This is a genomic window from Streptosporangium lutulentum (assembly GCF_030811455.1).
GTDB classification, from domain to species: Bacteria; Actinomycetota; Actinomycetes; order Streptosporangiales; family Streptosporangiaceae; genus Streptosporangium; species Streptosporangium lutulentum.
In genome coordinates this window covers 846,865-866,139 of record NZ_JAUSQU010000001.1, presented here as the reverse complement: position 1 = coordinate 866,139, position 19,275 = coordinate 846,865, and the positions used below count along the sequence as shown (strand labels likewise).

Below are 19,275 nucleotides of genomic sequence, written 5' to 3'. Positions count from 1 at the left end.
CTACCCCTGAACATGCACTCCAATCAAGAACGCTAACCGTGGACGGCTCGCCGGTCCCGTCAGGAGTCGACGAAATCAGCCGGGACCATCACCCGCAGGCCGTTTGGGACGGTGCGAATCGTGATGGGGGTCATCAGGCGGACCTCGCCGTCGACGTCGGCGGTCATCGGAGGGTCGGTCTCCAGGTGCATCTCCCGGCCCATGACGAAGGGGCCGCCCGCGAGGCTGCGCCAGCGGCCGGTGGTGGCGCGGATCAGCGTCTCCACCAGCAGGCGCAGCCGCTTGCCCGAGCCGAGCTGGTAGGCGACCAACCGGCCGTTGTCGATGCTGATGTCCTTGGCGACCTGCCAGCCTCCGTGGAAGCGGCCGTTGGCGATGTTGAGCTGGTGGGTGAGCAACTCGTGGCGGCGGCCGTCCACGGTGAGGAAGGCGCGGAACGGCTGGTGGCGCGGAAGGATCGTCAGGGCGGTGAGCGGGTAGGCGGGACGGCCGAGGATGCGCTTCACCCAGGGCTTGACCCTGCCCGCCACCTCGACCGAGACCCCGAAGCTCGCCAGGTTCGCGAACTCCCTGCCTCCGGCCACCCCCAGATCGATGTCGGCGACCTTGCCGGTGCGAAACAGCCGGATCGCCCCCTGCAGGTCGAGCGGGATGCCGAGACTGCGGGCGAAGTTGTTGGTGGTCCCCAGGGGCACCACACCGAGGGCGACGTCGCGGTGGGCGACGTGCTTGACCGCCGCGCTGAGCGTGCCGTCGCCGCCGCCCACGACGAGCAGGTCGGGCCCGGCGTCCAGGGCCTCCTCCAGCGTGGCCCGCAGGCGCTTGGGATCGTCTACCGGGAACAGGCGGATCGGGTCGAACCCCTCGGCCCTGAGCGTGCCGACCACCTCGGAGTAGCGGAGGCGGCCACGGCGGGAGCGGGTGTTGACGACCACGCAGACCCTGCCCTCCGTCCGGATGGCCTCGGTGTGCCCGGCCTTGCTTCGAAGCTCTCCCACGCTGCCCCTCTTCGGTCGGGTACTTGCCCGTCAAATCGTAGGCCCCGCCGTGAAGTCACGGCGGGGCCCTGTCCTGCGAACCGGGTTACTTCTTGGGCGGGGTCACGTGGATGATCGCGCCGAGGTCACCCGGGAGCGGGGTGAGGAGCTTGAGCTTCACGCCCAGTGCCTTGCCCTCGTCGCCGGGGTTGCCGGAACCGAGGACGTGGCCGTTGCCCATGTCGAGGCCGTACAGCTCCTTGGCCGGGCTGCCGTCGGCGTTGACGATCCGGGTGCTGTAGGACTGGTCGCCCTTGGACGGCACGACCGTCGAGGCGTCGAAGTCGCGGTAGAGCAGGCTGCCGTCGGGGCGCGTCTCGAAGCCGGGGTACCAGGTCTTGGCGTCGGTGAACTCCGGGACACCGTTCAGCTTGCCCACCTTGGTGCAGTACTCGCTGAAGGGCTCGTCCGGCCCCTCGAAGCACTCGGTGAAGGAGTAGGTCTTGTCGAAGGAGAAGGCGGCGTTCGAGGTCTGCGGGCGCCCCGGCATGTTCTTGGTCTGCGTGGGGTCCTTCTCCGCGGCCTTCCCGGTCCGTCGCAGCGGGTCGAAGTGGGAGTCGACGAGGAGCAGGCTGCCCTTGGCGCCGAGGCTGGGGGCCAGGTCGAGGTTGTCGGTCACCGAGTTGTTGGTGTAGGTCGCGTCGCGGTACCAGACCAGCATGCCGGGGGCGTTGTACTTGACCTTCTCCACCTTCCAGGCGCCGTCACGCGAGTAGTTGGTGGTGTAGGTGTACTGCAGGCCCTTGTCGAACCCGTCGAAGTTGCGCCACTCGGCCAGGTAGAACCGGGAGATCTCCCGCTGGCCGTCGTTGACGGTCCAGCCCTGGCCGTGGGTGTTGGTGAAGGTGCCGCCGCTGGGCGCCCAGCCGTTGCCGCCGCCTTCGACGTCGTCGCTCCAGACGGTCTGGGTGCCGTTGGTGAGCGAGAAGTCGTCGGCGTGCCAGCCGCGCGGGGTGAAGGCCCCGTCCGTGTCGTAGGTCAGGCGGAGCTTGACGCTCCTGCCCGCGAACGGGGTGAGGTCGACGTAGTCGTGCCGCCAGCCGTCGGTGTTGCCGGTAAGGCCGTACTTCCTGTTGCCGAAGGCGGCGAGGTTGCCGTTGGGGTCGGTGTAGTCGTCGTCGGTCGAGACCAGGGTCCCGTCCTCGGTGCGGACCTTCTGCTGGGCCCAGGTGGCGCCGCCGTCCGTGGAGACCTCGATGAAGCCGTAGTCCCAGTCCTGCTCGATCTCGTAGTTGTTCCAGAGCCAGAACTTCAGATCGGTCCCGGCGGGCACCTGGATGTCGCGGGCGACCTTGACGTCGGCCCACTCCTGGTCGAGGCCGGACCACCACATCTTGGTCCCGCTGTGCGGCTCGATCATTCTGAGCGGGGTGCTGTCCAGGTTCACCCGGACGCCGTCCTCGGTGAGCCTGGGCGTGCGCGAGGCCTGGCCGACCGTCACCACCCCGGCGCGGTCACCGGGATTGAAGACCTTGGGGTTGGCCCAGCCGAGGATCCACTTGTCCCAGATACCCATGTGGGTGGGCATCGACTGGAAGATCGGGCCGCTGTGCGAGCCGCTGGACATCAGGTCCCAGAAGTCGACGGCCGAGGACGCCGCGCCCGTGGTGTCGTAGAGATCCGGCAGGCCGAGGTCGTGGCCGTACTCGTGGGCGAAGACGCCGACGCCGGAGTCCTCCGGCTGCACGATGTAGTTGGAGATCTTCACGTTCTTGCCGGGCACCTGGTAGCCGCCGGCGACCGCGCTGGAGTGCGCCCAGATCGCGTAGGTGCCCTCGGCGCCGCCGTCGGAGGACTTGTCCTTGCCCGCGTGGACCAGGACCAGGTGGTCGACGACGCCGTCGGGCTCGGCGAAGTTCCCGTCACCGTCGGAGTCGGCGACGTCCTCGGCGTCGTAGTCGGCCCACGGGAAGGACGGGTCCGCGGCGGCCAGGGAGTTCACCGCGTCGATGGCGAGCCGTCCGGGACCGATCGGGTTGTCCGGGTGGCCGCTCATGGCCTGTGGCTCCTGGCCGCAGGCACGCGCGCCGTAGTAGGCCTCGGAGTGCGGAACCTTGATCCACGGGCTTGCCTGTCCCGTGACCGTGTAGGCGCCCTTGGACATCTCCTCGTACATGTTCTTCAGGGTCTGGCCGGAGATGTCGATGCCCTTGCGGCCGTCCCGGGGGTCGGTCAGGTCGGTGCGGACGCGCTGGGTGATGCCCGTCTTGCTGTAGAGCATCTTGTTGAAGTGGTCGGGGCTGAAGTTCGGCACCCAGAAGCTGTTGTTGTCCTTGTGGGACAGCGTGGCCGGGTTGGGGATCTTGTTGTGCAGCGGGCCGTTGAGCAGCGTGCCCGGCGGCTCGGTGACGCAGTCGTCCGCGTCGCTGGTCACGCTCGCCGGGCGGGAGAATCCGGAGAAGTCGTCGTTCGCCTTGTCGTTGAACTCCACCAGCAGGGTGAGCAGCTTGGCCGACGTGGTGGTCTTCGCCTTCTTGAAGAGGAAGTCCGCGGGGTTGAGCCTCGTCCTGATCGCCTCGCGCTCGCGGGCGGCCAGCACCCGTGCGGCGACGGGGTTGCCGCCGGAGAACTTCCGGTCGAACTTCTCGGACGCGCGGATCTTGCGTGCCCTGGACGACGGAACGGCCGGATCCTTGACCTCCGGCTCGTCCCTGGGCGGCGCGTAGTTGATGTAGTAGTCGGCCGCGGTGGGCTGGTAGCGCGCGACCGAGGTGTCGCTCTCCGCGGACGCGCCGCCCGCCGCCAGTCCCGCGACGGCCAGGCCGAGCACGGGCACCATCGCGAGAACGCGCCTGCGGGCGCCTCCACTAGTGAGTCTGCTGGACAACGCATCCCCTCCCTGCCCCGGGTTCGCCGGGCGCGGACAACATGGGTGCGCCGGATGGGCGCGCCGAGCGGGAGGTTAAAGGAGAAGGTAAAGCGACAGTAAAGACGCCAAATGATGTTGCAAAACTGTAATAGTTACTCTTTGTCAGAAAATGATGATGATTTCCATTAAGGTTCCGGCCGACGCCGCCGTCCCCGCAGGCAGGCGCGGCGCGCCCGCCCCTCCGGGCCGCCGAGAAAGCCTCCGGACCGGGAAACGGCCTCACATAAGACGCGAAACAGGCAGAAAACAACCACAAGGTCACGAGCGCGGGCCGTACAGTCCGCTTGTGACTGCTATCGCCGAACTTGTCGCCCTACTCGCACCGGGGAAGGTCGTGACCGACCCCGAGGTGGCCGATTCCTACGCCCGGGACCGGACCTTCCTCGAACCCGGCAAGCCCCTGGCCGTTGTGCTGGCGGAGACCAGGGACGACGTGGTCGCCGTCCTCGGATGGGCGACCACGCACCGGGTGCCCGTGGTCCCGAGAGGCGCCGGGACCGGGCTGGCGGGCGGGGCGACCGCGACCGAGGGATGCGTCGTGCTGGCGCTGCACAAGATGACGGCCATCACGGAGCTCTCCCCCGCCGACGAGATCGCCGTGGTGGAACCCGGGGTCATCACCGCCGACCTGGATCGGGCGGCCCGTGAGCACGGGCTGATGTACGCCCCCGACCCCTCCTCCTACGAGATCTCCACGATCGGCGGCAACCTGGCCACCAACGCGGGCGGGCTGCGGTGCGTGAAGTACGGCGTGACCCGCGACTCGGCGCTGGGCCTGGAGGTCGTGCTCGCCGACGGACGGGTGCTGAACACCGGCAGGCGCACCGTGAAGGGCGTGACGGGCTACGACCTGACCGGGTTGTTCGTCGGATCCGAGGGAACGCTCGGGGTGATCACGGCGGCCACCGTACGGCTGCGCCGGGCGCCGTTGATCTATCCGGCGACGATCGCGGCGGAGTTCGGCTCGCCCAGGGACGCCGCCGCCGCGGTCGCCGCGATCATCGCGGCCGGGTGCCAGCCGTCGCTGCTGGAGATGCTCGACCGGAACACGCTCCAGGCCATCGACGACTGGAAGAACATCGGGCTGGAGCCGTCCACCCGGGCGATGCTGATCGCTCAGTCGGACGCCGCGGACGGCCCGGCGGTCTCCGAGCGCATGTCGGAGCTGTGCACCGCGAACGGCGCCTCCTTCGTGGCGGTGTCGTCGTCCGTCCAGGAGGCCGAGGAGCTGATCGGGATTCGCCGGATGGCCTATCCGGCCAAGGAGCGGATGGGAAAGTGCCTGGTGGAGGACGTGTGTGTGCCCCGGTCCTCGCTGCCGTACATGATCGAGAAGATCGAGGCCATCGCGGTGAGGCACGACGTGCGGATCGCCACCGTCGCCCACGCGGGCGACGGCAACCTGCACCCGGTCTTCACCTTCGACCACGGCCTGGCCGAGCCCCCGCCGAACGTGTGGGCGGCGGCCGACGAGGTCTTCAGGGAGACCCTGGCCGCGGGGGGCACGCTCACCGGCGAGCACGGTGTCGGACTGCTGAAGCAGCGCTGGCTCTCCCTTGAAGCGGGACCCACCGCCAAGGAGCTCCATCACGGGATCAAGCAGGTCTTCGACCCGCTCGGCATCCTCAATCCCGGCAAGGCCATCTAAACGGTGATCTTTGCCTCGAAAGAGGAGAATATTCCCAGATCATCCGCATCACCGCGCACGCTGGTAGCGTTCTGCACCACATAAACCATTTTTCAGGTTTTGTCGGGGGGGCATACAGTGCAGCCGCTCAAAGCGGACGATCCTCGGCGCCTTGGCTCGATCGAGCTGGTCGGGCGTCTCGGGGAGGGCGGCCAGGGGATCGTCTACCTCGGCCGGGGCCCGGCGGACGAGCAGGTCGCCGTCAAACTTCTTCACCACGGCCTGGCCTCGGACCCCGAGGCCAGGACGCGGTTCCTGCGAGAGGTGTCGGTCGCCCAGCGGGTGGCCAGGTTCTGCACCGCCTCGGTGCTCCACGCCGACCTCGCGGGCAGCCAGCCGTACATCGTGAGCGAGTACGTTCCGGGACCGTCCCTGCGCCAGCTGGTCGACAAGGAGGGCCCGCGGCGCGGCGCCGCGCTCGAACGTCTCGCCATCAGTACGGCCACCGCCCTGTCGGCGATCCACCGGGCCGGGATCCTGCACCGCGACTTCAAGCCCGCCAACGTGCTGATGGGGCCCGAGGGCCCGGTGGTGATCGACTTCGGCATCGCCAGGGCGCTGGACTCTCCGGGGACGACCGCGACCGGGACGGCGATGGGGACGCCGTCCTACCTCGCCCCCGAGCAGCTGAGAACCTCCGAGGTGACGTCCGCGGCCGACGTGTTCGCCTGGGGTGTCACGATGGTCTTCGCCGCCACCGGCAAGCCCGCGTTCGGCCAGGACTCCATCGCCGTCGTGATGAACCGGATCCTGACCACGGAGCCGGACCTGGGCGAACTGGAGGGCATGCTCCGCGACCTGGTCGCCGCGTGCCTGTCGAAGGACCCGGCGCTGCGCCCCACCGCCGAGGAACTGGTCAGCTACCTGATGGGAGCCGTCTCCACCCATCAGGTACGGCGCCCGACGCCCACCATGATCTCAGCCCCGATGCCCGCGCAGCCGGGCAACCCGCAGCAGGGCGGCCCCCCGCAGGGCAACCCTCAGCAGGGCAACCCGCAGCAGGGGCATCCGCAGCAACAGGGCCCTCCCCCGCAGGGCCACCCGCAGCAGGGTCATCCGCAGCAACAGGGTCACCCCCCGCAGGGCGGCCCGCAGCAGGGTCATCCCCCGCAGGGCCGTCCTCCACAGCAGGGCGGCCCGCAGCGAGGTACGCCGAAGGCGCGACGGCCGTTCGGCCTCCTCATCGCGGGAAGCGCGATCGTGGCCACGCTCGCCGCGGCCACGGGAACCGTGGTCGTCATCCGGGCCAACGCCGACGCCCCGGTGCAGATCTCGATGAAGACGCCCACCCCGACGGTGGAACAGCCGGATCCGACGTTCGTCCCCGACGACCCGTCCCCGGTGGAGAAGTCCGCCGAGATCACGGAGGCCGGCGACGAATCCCCGTTGGACGAGGTCACTCCTCCCCCGCTCCAGAACACGGCGGCGCCGTCGCCACAGCGGACGAGAAAGGCGACCACGGCCCCGAAGCCGGAGGCGAAGACGTCGACGGTGTCGGCCCCCTCTCCCCGGCCGACATCAAAACCCACGGTGAAACCGACCGTGAAACCGACGGCCACCCGCATACCGACGATGACCGCCAAGCCGACGGCCACCTCCAGGCCGACGGCCACCGCCAAACCGACGGTGAAGCCGACGACCGCACCGCAGAAGCCGAACCCCTACACGGCCTCCGCCGTCTGCGGCAGCGGCTACGCGCAGGTCGACTCACACGCGCTCGGCGGTGCCGCGACCATCTACCTTTTCTACAATTCCGCCGCGGGCCAGAACTGCGTCGTCACCATGTCCAGGTACGAGTTTCCCTCGAAGATCTCGATGAACGCGGTGCTCCAGGTACAGGGCGGCGCCTCGTCGAGCAATCCGGGGAATTTCACCGCCTACGCGGGCCCGGTACGGCTTGCCGCCGTCAAGAAGTGCGTCATCTGGGGCGGCTCACACGGCTCGCTGTCCTGGAGGAGCGGCTGGAGCCACTGCGGCTGAGGACGGGGGGTTGTCTGCGTGCTTCGCCGGTTCTCGTCGCCTGCCGGCGTCCTCCGCGGTCTGACGGAACAGAGTGGCGCTGCTCACGAGGGGGAAGCCCAGGGGTAAGCCGGCACCGTCCGATTGATGTGGTGGGACAGGGAAGGCGCTGATGACCGGTAGCGAGAGCGCGTTCGCCACGGACGATGCCTGGGAAGAGTTCTGGATCAATCTCTCCCCGGTGTGGCGGCGGGTGTTGTGCGGCTCCGACACCCTCACGCCCCCGCCCGCGGGTCCGATCCTGCGGCGACGCCGCCTCACCACCGACTTCGCGTGGGTGGGGACGTTCGAGCCCGTCAGGTCGCTGCCGGCCCTGACACAGGCGCTGCTGTGGGACGAGAACGGCATGGATCTGGGACCTTTGACGGGCCGGTCGTGGCAGCTGCTCCAGTTGGGCGGCCCCGCCGGGGTGGATGTGAGGCAGTTGAGCGGAACCCCCGTTCGCCGACTCATCCTGTCGAATGTAGACGTGGAGGACCTGTCGGGCCTGCGGGACATCGTGGGCCTGACATCTCTCGCTCTGGCGCATGGTGACTTCGGGTCGTTGCCACCCCTCGATCACCTCACCGAGCTCGTTCTGCACGCGGAGGTCGACGTCGACCTCACCGCCGCGCGGACCCCCGGTCTTCGGGTCACCCGCCTCAGCGAGCCCTATTTCCCGCCCTTCGGCCTCGACGACGTGTGAGCCGTCGAACCGGTCCGGGAGCCGCACGGCCTCATCGCCGGTCGTCCACACAACGAGCGGGTGTGCCCTGTGCTTCCCGATCTGGAGGGCCGCCACCGCCGGGTCCGGCCGTGCGAAAACCGCTCGATCATGAGACTGGGCGATGGCTACGCTGGCGAGCGTCTCGCATCACCTGTCGCTGCCTTAGGTGCTTTTCGCAGAGGTAGGGGCGGAACCAGACAGGAGACCGTTTCGTGGCGATCCCCAAGAAGGGCTCCAGGCTGATCAGCGTCGACGGCACCGCCTATCGCTGGCGGATCCGCCACAAGCCCACGTACTGCCAGGGAAACGGCTGGGGATCACTGACCTATGCGGTGGAACCGGCCGGAAGGCGAGGGCGGGTTCTCCTGGTGGAGCTTCCCTGCTCTCGATCGGACGCCTGGCTCGGGGAGCGAACGATGACCGTACGGCCGGCTCTCGTGGCGGCGACCATACGGAGAGCCCTTGACCGCGGCTGGGATCCCTCACAGGCAGGGAGTGCCTTCACTCTCAATCTCACCGAGGGTGATCTGAGCGACGTGATGAAAGGTCATCCACCCTCTCGCTGAATCCCCTTTGGACACCACGGATCGGAACGGCTTGCCCTGTCCTTGGGCATCTCAGCTGCCAACCTGCACGACAGCCAGGCCCTTGAGTCGCTGGTGCGAGGTATCCCGCCCGTCCGTTCCCGCCGCGGGCCTCGGCTGCGCCGACCCGGCAAGTTCCATGGCGGCAACAGCCGTTAACCTCTGCCAGGTGACCGATGAAGCTGCTCTGTGGCGTCAGTTCGCCACGCTCTTGCCCCCTCTCCAGGCCCAAGAAGTTATGGACTGCTGGGACATCGGTGAGCAGGAGGACGGACTCGACCTGCTCGTCTCCGGTCTCCTCGAACACCAGGTGCCGATCCGTGAGACTACCCGGGCCGAGATCGCGGTGACGGCGGAGTCCTGGGGCATGTGGACGGCGCTCGCTCCCAGCATCGTCAGATGTCGTAGCAGTGACGGGGTAGAGGCCTCTCTGCAGCTGGTTGAGCGCGGCGACAACATCCCGATGCCTGGACCATCGGTGGGAACCGACACCATATCGGCGGATCTCCTGCTCATCCCGTGGATTTTCTGCACCCGCTGTGGTCAGGTGCTGGCACGGGCGCATACCCGGGAACCTTGGGGCGACCTCTCCTACCTCGCAAGGCACTACGTCGTGTTTACCCCGAACCCGAGCACCATGGTGATGTTCGAACCTGACGCGGCCTGGAACGCCCTGACCGTATTGCGCACGTCCTGCGGCCAGCCATAGGACGCCTCTCACCCCAGACTGCACAACCGTAAGAAACGACGTCTTAAAGACATCCGCTTCAGGAGAGCGGCGCCTCCTGTGATCCGGTGTGCTGGGTGACCTGCGGCGATGCCAAGCATCGGTAGAACCATGCCTTGATCATCTCGTGTATGTCCCACACCTGGAGGTTATCGGGAGGGGCAGCCCTAGCTTTGTGCTGCACATGCGGCAGCCACTCGAAACGGGGATATCTTCTTCGCCATGAGTGCCCAGTACGGATGGTCTGAACGCTTCCCTGCAAGGCATCCGGTGACCGAGGGTTCTGACCACCCGGCGGTCAGTCCACTCGGCGAGCTGTATCCTCCGGCTACCGAAGCGGAGGTCCGCGAGCTTGAAGAGCGGCTGGGCATGGAGCTGCCGCCGAGTTACCGGCAGTTTCTCCTGTTCGCCAACGGGTGGGGCAGCGACGATGACTGCCGCCTGCTACGTGTCGAGGAAATCGGCCGGCTTCGTGATGTCGATCCCTCGGTCGCCGAGAGCTGGTCAGGGCCCAAGCCCGAGAACTCGTGGAGCGTGCCCGACGAGCTCTACTTCGTCTACGGACAGGAGCAGGACTCCATCCGTTACAGAGGGGAGTATGTGCCCGACACCCTTCTGGCCGGATATTGGGATGACGGAGTGGCCCTCCTCAATCCCCACGTCAGCACCGCTGAAGGTGAGTGGGAAGCCTGGTATCTCGCGCCATGGCTGGCCGGCGCCAAGCGTTACAGGTCCTTCTGGGACCTCGCAATGGACGAGCTGAGAATGCGATACCCGAGTTGATGTCCCTTTCGTCGTTGGCCTGCCGGAAGGGCCACCCCACCGACGTCCGGAAGGCCTCCGTCATCATTTCGGCCGGTTGCCTGCGCCACGCCGTTCCCGGATGATCCAGACGTAGCGTGAGGCGCACCGAAAGGCAACGATGAAAGCACTGCTGGCTTTCCTGGCTTTCCTGGGCGTCGCCGCGGTGGGTGCGCTGGTCGCGGTCCTCCTGATAGTGCGGAATCCGGCGGACAGCGGTCCGGGGCAGGAGCGCGTGGCCTCGGCTTCCACCGCCGCGCCCTCTCCTTCCCCCATGTCCCGAAAGAGCGTGCTGGTGGATGTCGAGGGCGCCGTCATCGAGGAGTTCTCCGGCGACTGCGCGGACAGCGGATATCCCTACCTCTGCCGGTATGTCAGCGAGCGGCTTGTCGCCGAGGACCCGCGGCTGCTCGCCGGCGACGGCCTGACGATCCAGACCACGATCGACCAGAGACTCCAGCGGGCGGCGCAGCGGGCCATCGACGCCCACGTCCACCGCGACGACCCGCAGGTCGCCACCCAGGTCATGATCGTCCCAGGCGAAGGCGCCATCAGGGCCATGGCCACCAGCCGTGGCGACGGCGACGGGCCGGCCTCCCAGCAGGGCACGACGGCGATGCCCTACACCCTGGCCACCGCGCTCACCGCCGGTCTGCGCTACGACGACGGCTTCCCCATCTCCGACGAGTACCGCGCCCAGGACTTCGCGGCGTTCAAGAATTGCGCGGACGAGGCCGTCGGCGATCCGACCCACTCCATCGTGAACCGGGAGAAGGCCGGAGACCGGTTCGCCACCCTGCGATCGGGCACCCAGGAGATGGTGAACACCTTCTCCATGCGCCTGGAGGAGAAGGTCGGCCTGTGCGAGACCGTCAAGATGGCCGAGCTGCTCGGGCTCAGGCGCGCCGACGGAATGCGGCTCCAGGATTTTGAGATGTTCACGCTGGGCATCAACGAGGCCGACCCCGTCTCGGTGGCCAACTCCTACGCCAGCCTCGCTTCCCGCGGCACTTTCTGCGAGCCCATGGTGATCACGGAGATCCGCGACGGCTCAGGCGCCACGCGCTCCTTCCAGCCGCGCTGCCGGCAGGTCCTGGACCCGGCGGTCGCCGACGCGGTCACCGGAGTCCTGTCGGACGTCCTGGCGAGGAGCGCGCTCAAGAGCGTCGGCCGCGAGGCGGCGGGCATGCCCGGCGCGGTCGACGGCTTCACCGCCGCCTGGTACGCCGGTTACACCCCCGGCCTGGCTTCGGCCGTCAGCCTCGGCGACTCTCGCGGCGGATACCGGTATCCATTGGTCGACGTCACCATCGGTGGGCGCCACTATCCACAGGTGGACGGCACGTCGGTTCCTGGCCTGGTCTGGAAGGAGGCGATGGCCGAGGCGGTGCGCGGGACGCCGGAGACCGGCTTTGTCCGGCCGGACGCCGGGCGCTTCGGCGGCTGCCGCGACGCCTGCCCGAACTGACCGCCGCGGGCCCGAGCTTGCCCGCTCCGACGTCCTCGGGCACGCTAGCATCGCGATCATGAAGGACGTCTACCGGTATCTGCTGGAGGATGACAGGCGCGCGGCCGCGGAAGCCATTCCCGGAGCTCTCCGGCAAACCCAATCCGACGGCCCCCAAGGGGCCCCGCAGAGGTCGAAAATCTCGCATGACCGCAGAAAGGCCCGTTGATCCAAACCCCAAAAAGCCCGGGCTATCGCGGAGATGACCTGGGCTTTCGTGTGGTACGACCGGAGGTACTCGAACTCTTAAGCTTCTGACGCTCCGTAGGAAAGGGCGAACACCTTGTCAGGGACCTCCCGGCTTGGTGAAGCGGTGGATGCGGGCCGGCCGGTCGCATCGGCCGCGACCTGCGGGAACCCGGCGTAGGATCGAGGGCATGTACTCGTCGGAGACCGACGACACACCGGCCGGCGCCCCACCCGCGACACCTCGGCCTGTCTCGCTGCCGTCGTCGCTGTCGCCGTCGCGCGCGGCCGACTTCATGGCCTGCCCACTGCTCTACCGGTTCCGGGTGATCGACCGGTTGCCGGAGAGGCCGAGCGAGGCGGCCACCCGCGGCACCCTCGTCCACGCGGTGCTGGAGCGGCTCTTCGACGACCCGGCGCCGACGCGCACCGCCGCCCACGCCCGTTCCATGGTGGCGGGCGAGTGGGAGCGGCTGCTGGCGGCGAAGCCGGAGCTCGCGGAGCTGTTCGCCGCGGAGAACAACACGGAGGGCTCCGCCGAGGCCGGCGCGATCGCTCCGGAGCGGCTGGCACTCTGGCTGGCGAGTACGGAGCGGCTCGTCGAGCAGTGGTTCGCGCTTGAGGACCCGACCCGGCTGGAGCCCGCGGAGCGGGAGCTGTTCGTCCAGGCGACGCTGGACTCCGGGCTGACGCTGCGCGGGATCATCGACCGGGTGGACGTCGCGCCCACCGGCGAGGTGCGGATCGTCGACTACAAGACCGGCAAGGCTCCTCGCCCCGAGTACGCGGCGGACGCGCTGTTCCAGATGAAGTTCTACGCCCTGATGCTGTGGCGGTTGCGTGGCAGCGTGCCGAACCGCCTGCAGCTGGTCTATCTCGGCAGCGGGGACGTGCTGACATACGACCCGACCGAGGGCGATCTACGGATCGTGGAGCGCAAGCTGCTGGCGCTGTGGGACGCGATCCGGCAGGCGGCGGAGACGGCCGACTGGCGCCCACGGCCGAGCCGGCTGTGCGGCTGGTGCCCCCACCGGGCGCTGTGCCCGGAGTTCGGCGGCACTCCCCCGCCCTTGCCGCCGGCCGTGGGGGACGACGTGCGCCCGGCGCCCGGCTCCCGCTGAGTTCGAGGCGCTCATCCGCGAGCGGCTCGCCCGGGGAGGCGCGGCGAAGCGGCCGCGGCACGGTGCGGCTCGCGATGGGAGGCCGCCCGTGGGCGGGGCCCGGCAGCCCCTCACCGCACGGCGAAGGCCGGAGGTGTCCGGCCACGACCTGGGCGCAAACCAACTCGTTCTAGGTCGCACTACTAAAACGCAAGCTTTCGGCAAAAAGGTTTGATTCCTCGCTTCACCTGTGCCTAGCGTGAGCTTCAAGTGTTTCGAATAAATATTCGAACGAGGCGACAACCGTCGGGGTGCACGTCCTGTTGGACAGGACCGTACGTCGTCCCTCCCCAGGTCCATCCCGAACCGTCGTCCGAGACGCCACGGGAGCATCGCGTGAACCACTTCACCTTCACCACCGCCACCAAAGAACGGGCCAAGGCCCGCATCGCGCTCATCGGGCCCACCGGATCGGGTAAGACCTACACCGCCCTGCTCACCGCCACCGGACTCGGCGGGAGGATCGCCCTCGTCGACACCGAGCACGGCAGCGCCGCCAAGTACGCCGACGAGTTCGCCTTCGACACCCTCCCGCTCACGGTGTTCCGGCCCACCACGCTCGTCGACGTGCTCGCGGTGGCCGCCCACGACGGCTACGACGTCATGATCATCGACTCCCTGAGCCACTTCTGGTCCGGCGCCGGCGGGATGCTGGAGCAGGTCGACGACGCGGCCAAGCGCGTCGGAGGAGGCGGCAACTTCGCCGGTTGGAAGGAGGCCCGACCCCAGGAGCGGGCGATGATCGACGCCCTGCTCGCCTATCCCGGCCACCTCATCGTCACCATGCGCACCAAGACCGAGTACGTCGTCGAGTCCGACGAGCGCGGGCGTAAGGTGCCGCGCAAGGTCGGGCTCAAGCCCGAGCAGCGCGAGGGCATCGAGTACGAGTTCGACATCGTCGGCGACCTCGACCAGGAGAACACCCTGGTGATCTCCAAGTCCCGGGCGAAGCCGCTGTCCGGGGCGGTGTTCCACAAGCCGGGCCCGGAGTTCGCCGAGGCCGTCTTCAACTGGCTCGATGCCGGAAAGCCGGCCCGGTCGGTGCCCGACTACGTCACGGCGGCCACGGCCCCGGACGCCACCCCCGACGAGCTGCGCACCCTCTACGAACAGGTTCGCCGGAACAACCTGCTCGGCGCCGCCGTCCTGGACGGCGACGGGGAGACCCAGACGCTCGGCGAGCTGATCGTGCGCCACGGCACCGCGGCACGGAACCGGACCGCCCAGGACGGCACGCCAGAGGCCGGGACCGAGCAACGGAAAAAGGGTGAGGAGCCGTGAACCTCAAGGACAGCGCCACCCGGGTCGCCGTGCTCCGGGTGCTGCGCGACACCGTGAACGCCGCGTACGAGGCCGAGCGCCGCACGGTGCTCGACGGGCTGCGCGCGGCCCGTGCCGAGTTCGACCTCAAGTCGATCCGGGTGACCCTGCCGGACCACACGCCCGTCGCCACCATCACGCTCGTCGACCCCCAGCCGGCGGTCGTGGTCGCCGACGAGGACGCCTTCACCGCCTGGGTGGCCGCGAACCACCCGGGCGAGGTGGAGACGCTCGTCCGGGTGCGCCCCGGCTGGCAGCGGGCGTTCCTCACCCACCTCGCCGCCCTCGACCCGGTCGCCGACCCGCACACCGGCGAGGTGATTCCGGGGCTGACGGCGGTGCCGGCCCTCGCGCCGCGGTCGTTCAGCATCCGGTCGCTGCCCGGCGGGCCGGAGAAGATCACCCGGGCCTGGCACAGCGGCCGGCTCGACCTGCGCCGGCTGCTCGCCCTCGACGGCGGCGAGACGTGATGACCGCCGTCACCGTCCACCCCGGCCGGGCCACGCCCGCCACCGCGTGGTCCCTGGCCTCTCGCACCGGTCGGGACACCCCGGCTCGTCGCCCCGATCGCGGCGAGGTGCCCGTCGGCACACCCGGAGGAGACCACGACGAACGCCTGGCACCCGCTACTCGCCGACCCGGCTTCAGGCTGCCCGTCGAACGCAAGCAGACACCCGAACAGACATGGGTGAGGAATCACCCGTCGCACGAGAGGAAGTCCCATGGCCGATGAAACCGTCATCACCGTCGTCGGCAACCTGACCGACGACCCCGAGCTGCGCTTCATTCCCAGCGGAGCCGCGGTCGCGCACTTCACCGTCGCGTCCACGCCCCGCGTCTACGACCGGGAGGCCGGGGACTGGAAGGACGCCGAGACGCTGTTCCTGCGCTGCTCGGCCTGGCGGCAGGAGGCGGAGCACGTCGCCCAGTCCCTGTCGCGCGGCACGCGCGTCATCGTCCAGGGGCGGCTGCGCCAGCGCGCGTACGAGACCAAGGAAGGCGAGCGCCGCACCGTGGTCGAGTGTGAGGTCGACGAGATCGGCCCCTCGCTGCGCTTCGCCACCGCGCGCGTCACCTCCGCGCGCGCGACCGAGGCCCCGCGCGCGAGGGTCCTTGCCCACGCCGGCGCCAAACCCGCCGACGACCTGTTCACCCGGAACGACGAGGGCGGACCCTCCGCCTCCCGGAAGGACGAGGAGCCCTTCTGATCGCCGGCGCACCGCGAAGACCGATCGACATGATCACTTCGGCGCCGGCGGGCTCCTGCCGACCCGGACGGCGCGGGGCGGTCCTCGGTCCGCCCCGCGCCGCCGTCCCGCCACCGGCCCGGAGCCCGGCGGCGCGCCGCCGTGGCCATGACACGCACCGCATCCCACCCGAGGTGGACCCATGAGAGAACAGGACCGCGAGGGGGCGCTCGAACTCGCCCTCGCCCAGATCGAAAAGCGCTTCGGCAAGGGCTCGATCATGCGCTTGGGCGACGAACCGAGGATCCCTACCGAGGTGATCCCGACCGGGTCGATCGCCCTGGACCTCGCCCTCGGCGTCGGCGGGCTGCCCCGGGGACGGGTGGTGGAGATCTACGGCCCGGAGTCCTCGGGCAAGACCACGATCGCTCTGCACGCGCTGGCCAACGCCCAGCGGGCCGGCGGCACGGTGGCCTTCATCGACGCCGAGTACGGCCTGGACACCCAGTACGCCGGGCAGCTGGGCGTGGACACCGACGCCCTGCTGATCTGCCAGCCCGACGACGGCGAGCAGGCCTTGCAGATCGCCGACACCCTCATTCGCTCCGCCGCCCTCGACCTCATCGTCATCGACTCCGTCGCCGCCCTGGTGCCACGCGCGGAGATCGAGGGTGAGATGGGCGATCCCCACGTGGGCCTGCAGGCGAGACTGATGAGCCAGGCGCTGCGGAAGATCACCGGCGCGCTGAGCCAGTCGAGAACCACCGCGATCTTCGTCAACCAGCTCCGTGAGAAGATCGGCACGCCGTTTCCGGAGACCACCACCGGTGGCCGGGCGCTGAAGTTCTACGCCGCGGTGCGCCTGGACGTCCGCCGGATCGAGACCCTCAAAAACGGCACCGAGGCGTTCGGCAACCGCACCCGCGTCAAGGTGGCCAAGAACAAGGTCGCCCCGCCCTTCCGCCTGGCCGAGTTCGACATCCTCTACGGAACCGGCGTCTCCCGTGAGGGGGGCCTGATCGACGTGGGCATCGAGCACGGCTTCGTCGGCAAGTCCGGCGCTTGGTACACCTACGAGAACGATCAGCTCGGCCAGGGCAAGGAGAACGCCCGCGCCTTCCTGAAGAACCACCCCGACCTCGCCGACGAGATCGAGAAGAAGATCAAGGAAGAGGTGGGCATCGGGCCGAATCCGAGCGCCGCCCCCGCCATGCCGGCCGACCGCTGATCCGGTGACCGTCACACACGCGCGTACGCCGCATTCTCGGCGACGTTCCCGGATGCCGAGGAGGATCCCCACATGAGCGACACCGCTCGGGCCGTTCGCCGCGTCTACCTCGCCTGCGAATTCCTTCCCTCCGACCCCACCGTACGCGGCCTGATCTCCATCGGCCTCACCGACGACGCCGGCCGCGACTACTACGCCGTCAACAACGACATGGACCTCACCGCCGTGCTCGACGTCCCGCGGATGGTCGACGACGTGTGGCCCCGTCTGCCGCGGTGTGCCGCCGACGGCTACCCCTACCTCCTCGACCGCACCCACCCCGACGTCAAGCTCATCAAGGAGATCCGTGACGAGGTGGAGACGTACTTCGCCTGCGGCCCCCAGGAGACCCACCTGTACGCCGCCTGCGGCGGCCAGCACATCTGCCGCCTGCACTCCCTGTGGGACAACGACTGGGAGGCGATGCCGCCGACGGTGCCGCGCTGGTTCCACGAGTTGCGGTCCCTCGCCGTCCAGGCCGGAGACCCGCCGCTGCCGGAGCGGCCCCGCGGAGAGCACCACGCGCTCGCCCGTGCCCGCTACCACCGCACCCTGCATGAGCACCTGCTCGCCCTCAACACCTGTCCACGGTGCGACGGCGACGGTTTCCCGCCCGCCCGTGGCCTCCACCGGGCGCCGCCCGCCGACCGGCGGTCGGCCGCACCCCCTCGGATCGGACGTGCGGACAACAGTCCCGCGGCTCGCCGGTCGCCGGAGAATCACGGCCACCGCCCGTACATGGAAAGGAATCGGCCGGCACGTTTCCCCACCCGCCAGATGCACTCCGTCGTCTGCGACGTCTGCGCCTACGTCCACGACGAGGACGGCGACGGCATCCTGGTGTTCGACGACCCGGAGGAGGCCGTGCGGGACGTGCTGCGGCACCGCTGGATGTGCCTGGCCGACGGACGGGCGATCTGCCCGGGTGACGACGAGGAACACCAGGCCATGTATGACGAGCTGATGCCGCCCGAGCCGGAAGCCGAGGCCGGGGAGCAGATCTCACCCGACGAGGAGAGATGAGGTTCCTGCACACGTCCGACTGGCACGTCGGCAAGGTGCTCAAGGGCCACAGCCGGCTTGACGAGCAGCGGGCGGTCCTTCGCGAGATCGTCCAGGTGGCACGGGACCACCGGGTCGACGCGGTTCTCGTCGCCGGCGACCTGTACGAGTCGTCCGCCCCGACGGCAGAGGCCCAGCAGCTGGTCGTCCAGGTGCTGCTCGCACTCCGGCGCACCGGAGCCGAGGTCATCGCGATCGCCGGCAACCACGACCACGCCGCCACCTTCGACGCCTACCGGCCGCTCATGGCGAGCACCGGGATCACCTTGGCCGGCGGCGCTCGCGTCGCGGCCGACGGCGGGGTGGTGAGGTTCACCGCGCGCTCGACAGGGGAGCCGGTCGTCGTCGCCCTGCTGCCGTTCCTCTCCCAGCGCCACGCGGTGCGTGCCGCCCACCTGGTCACCAAGACGCCAGGGGAGGCCGCGGCCGGCTATGGCCGGCTGGTGCGGGACCTGCTCGCCGCGCTCACGACCGGCTTCCGCGACGACACGGTCAACCTGGTGACGGCGCACCTGATGGCGGCCCGGGGAAAGCTCGGCGGGGGCGAGCGGTCCGCCCAGTCGATCGTCGAGTACTGGGTGCCGGAGGACGCCTTCCCGCCCGACGCGCACTACGTCGCGCTCGGACACCTGCACCGTCGCCAGTCGCTGCCCGCGCCGTGTCCGGTTCACTACTGCGGCAGCCCGATCGCCCTCGATTTCGGCGAGCAGGACAACTCCCCGGTGGTTCTCGTCGTCGAGGCCGAGGTCGGCGCGCCCGCCCGCGTCGTCGCCGAGGTGCCGATCAGGTCCGGACGGCGGCTGCGCACCGTACACGGTGCCCTTGACGAGCTGGCCCGGCGCGCCGAGGAGTTCGGCGACGACTACCTGAGGGTCGTGCTGTGCGAGCCGGCGTGCGCGGGCCTGCAGCAGGACGTTCGGCGGCTGCTCCCGAACGCGCTGGAAGTGCGCATCGACCCGGCGTTCGCCCCGTCGGCCGATCCGGTGAGGGCCGCCCGGCCGTCCCCGCCGCCCGCCGGCGTGGAACGCGGCCCCGCCGAGCTGCTCCACGAATACTGCGTCACCCGGGAACTGGTCGACGAACGGGTCGAGGCGCTGTTCGCCAGGCTCCACGACCAGGTCACCATGGGGAACGCCTGACGGCGGGGAGGAACCTC

Annotated in this window: 16 protein-coding genes and 1 pseudogene; 15 read left to right on the top strand and 2 right to left on the bottom strand. The window is 69.3% G+C overall.

Annotated elements, in window-relative coordinates; translation table 11 throughout:
- Positions 1-59: 59 nt before the first annotated feature.
- Together J2853_RS03675 and J2853_RS03670 are read right to left on the bottom strand one after the other, a co-directional pair.
- Positions 60-998 (bottom strand): diacylglycerol/lipid kinase family protein, encoded by a 939-nt coding sequence (locus tag J2853_RS03675; protein ID WP_307554951.1) that lies wholly within the window; start codon positions 996-998, stop codon positions 60-62.
- Positions 999-1,083: 85 nt separating this feature from the next.
- Positions 1,084-3,816 carry an immune inhibitor A domain-containing protein gene (locus J2853_RS03670; RefSeq protein WP_307554949.1) on the bottom strand — a complete coding sequence of 911 codons (2,733 nt, stop codon included), beginning with the start codon at positions 3,814-3,816 and terminating at the stop codon, positions 1,084-1,086.
- A gap of 376 nt (positions 3,817-4,192) precedes the next feature.
- Between J2853_RS03670 and J2853_RS03665 the strand changes: the two genes are divergently transcribed.
- From J2853_RS03665 to J2853_RS03595, 15 genes and pseudogenes are all read left to right on the top strand, one after another.
- Positions 4,193-5,554 carry an FAD-binding oxidoreductase gene (locus J2853_RS03665; protein ID WP_307554947.1) on the top strand — a complete coding sequence of 454 codons (1,362 nt, stop codon included), beginning with the start codon at positions 4,193-4,195 and terminating at the stop codon, positions 5,552-5,554.
- A 117-nt stretch (positions 5,555-5,671) separates the two neighbouring features.
- On the top strand, positions 5,672-7,573 hold the full coding sequence (locus J2853_RS03660; protein ID WP_307554945.1) for a serine/threonine-protein kinase: 1,902 nt from the start codon (positions 5,672-5,674) through the stop codon (positions 7,571-7,573).
- A gap of 151 nt (positions 7,574-7,724) precedes the next feature.
- Positions 7,725-8,297 carry a hypothetical protein gene (locus J2853_RS03655; RefSeq protein WP_307554944.1) on the top strand — a complete coding sequence of 191 codons (573 nt, stop codon included), beginning with the start codon at positions 7,725-7,727 and terminating at the stop codon, positions 8,295-8,297.
- A gap of 233 nt (positions 8,298-8,530) precedes the next feature.
- Positions 8,531-8,884, top strand: coding sequence for a hypothetical protein (locus J2853_RS03650; protein ID WP_307554942.1), 354 nt, complete (start codon positions 8,531-8,533; stop codon positions 8,882-8,884).
- 30 nt (positions 8,885-8,914) lie between these two features.
- Positions 8,915-9,046, top strand: a pseudogene (locus J2853_RS03645) (IS5/IS1182 family transposase); the annotation flags it as partial.
- Between the two features lie 25 nt (positions 9,047-9,071).
- The gene (locus J2853_RS03640; RefSeq protein ID WP_307554940.1) at positions 9,072-9,611 is read left to right on the top strand and encodes a hypothetical protein; all 540 of its coding nucleotides are present in this window, start codon (positions 9,072-9,074) and stop codon (positions 9,609-9,611) included.
- 240 nt (positions 9,612-9,851) lie between these two features.
- The gene (locus tag J2853_RS03635; RefSeq protein ID WP_307554938.1) at positions 9,852-10,412 is read left to right on the top strand and encodes an SMI1/KNR4 family protein; all 561 of its coding nucleotides are present in this window, start codon (positions 9,852-9,854) and stop codon (positions 10,410-10,412) included.
- Positions 10,413-10,551: 139 nt separating this feature from the next.
- Positions 10,552-11,898 (top strand): hypothetical protein, encoded by a 1,347-nt coding sequence (locus tag J2853_RS03630; RefSeq protein ID WP_307554936.1) that lies wholly within the window; start codon positions 10,552-10,554, stop codon positions 11,896-11,898.
- Between the two features lie 416 nt (positions 11,899-12,314).
- A complete protein-coding gene (locus J2853_RS03625) occupies positions 12,315-13,244 on the top strand; it encodes a RecB family exonuclease (RefSeq protein ID WP_307554933.1) in 930 nt (309 codons plus the stop codon).
- Positions 13,245-13,619: 375 nt separating this feature from the next.
- A complete protein-coding gene (locus J2853_RS03620) occupies positions 13,620-14,564 on the top strand; it encodes an ATP-binding protein (protein WP_307554931.1) in 945 nt (314 codons plus the stop codon).
- Positions 14,561-15,073, top strand: a complete 513-nt coding sequence (locus tag J2853_RS03615; protein ID WP_307554930.1) for a hypothetical protein — start codon at positions 14,561-14,563, stop codon at positions 15,071-15,073. The genes J2853_RS03620 and J2853_RS03615 overlap by 4 nt, the downstream gene beginning before the upstream one ends.
- A 252-nt stretch (positions 15,074-15,325) precedes the next feature.
- Positions 15,326-15,811 (top strand): single-stranded DNA-binding protein, encoded by a 486-nt coding sequence (locus tag J2853_RS03610; RefSeq protein ID WP_307554928.1) that lies wholly within the window; start codon positions 15,326-15,328, stop codon positions 15,809-15,811.
- 181 nt (positions 15,812-15,992) lie between these two features.
- Positions 15,993-17,018, top strand: a complete 1,026-nt coding sequence (recA, locus tag J2853_RS03605) for a recombinase RecA (protein ID WP_307554925.1) — start codon at positions 15,993-15,995, stop codon at positions 17,016-17,018.
- 72 nt (positions 17,019-17,090) lie between these two features.
- On the top strand, positions 17,091-18,080 hold the full coding sequence (locus J2853_RS03600) for a DUF412 domain-containing protein (protein WP_307554923.1): 990 nt from the start codon (positions 17,091-17,093) through the stop codon (positions 18,078-18,080).
- A complete protein-coding gene (locus J2853_RS03595; protein WP_307554922.1) occupies positions 18,077-19,258 on the top strand; it encodes a metallophosphoesterase family protein in 1,182 nt (393 codons plus the stop codon). The genes J2853_RS03600 and J2853_RS03595 overlap by 4 nt, the downstream gene beginning before the upstream one ends.
- Positions 19,259-19,275: the final 17 nt, after the last annotated feature.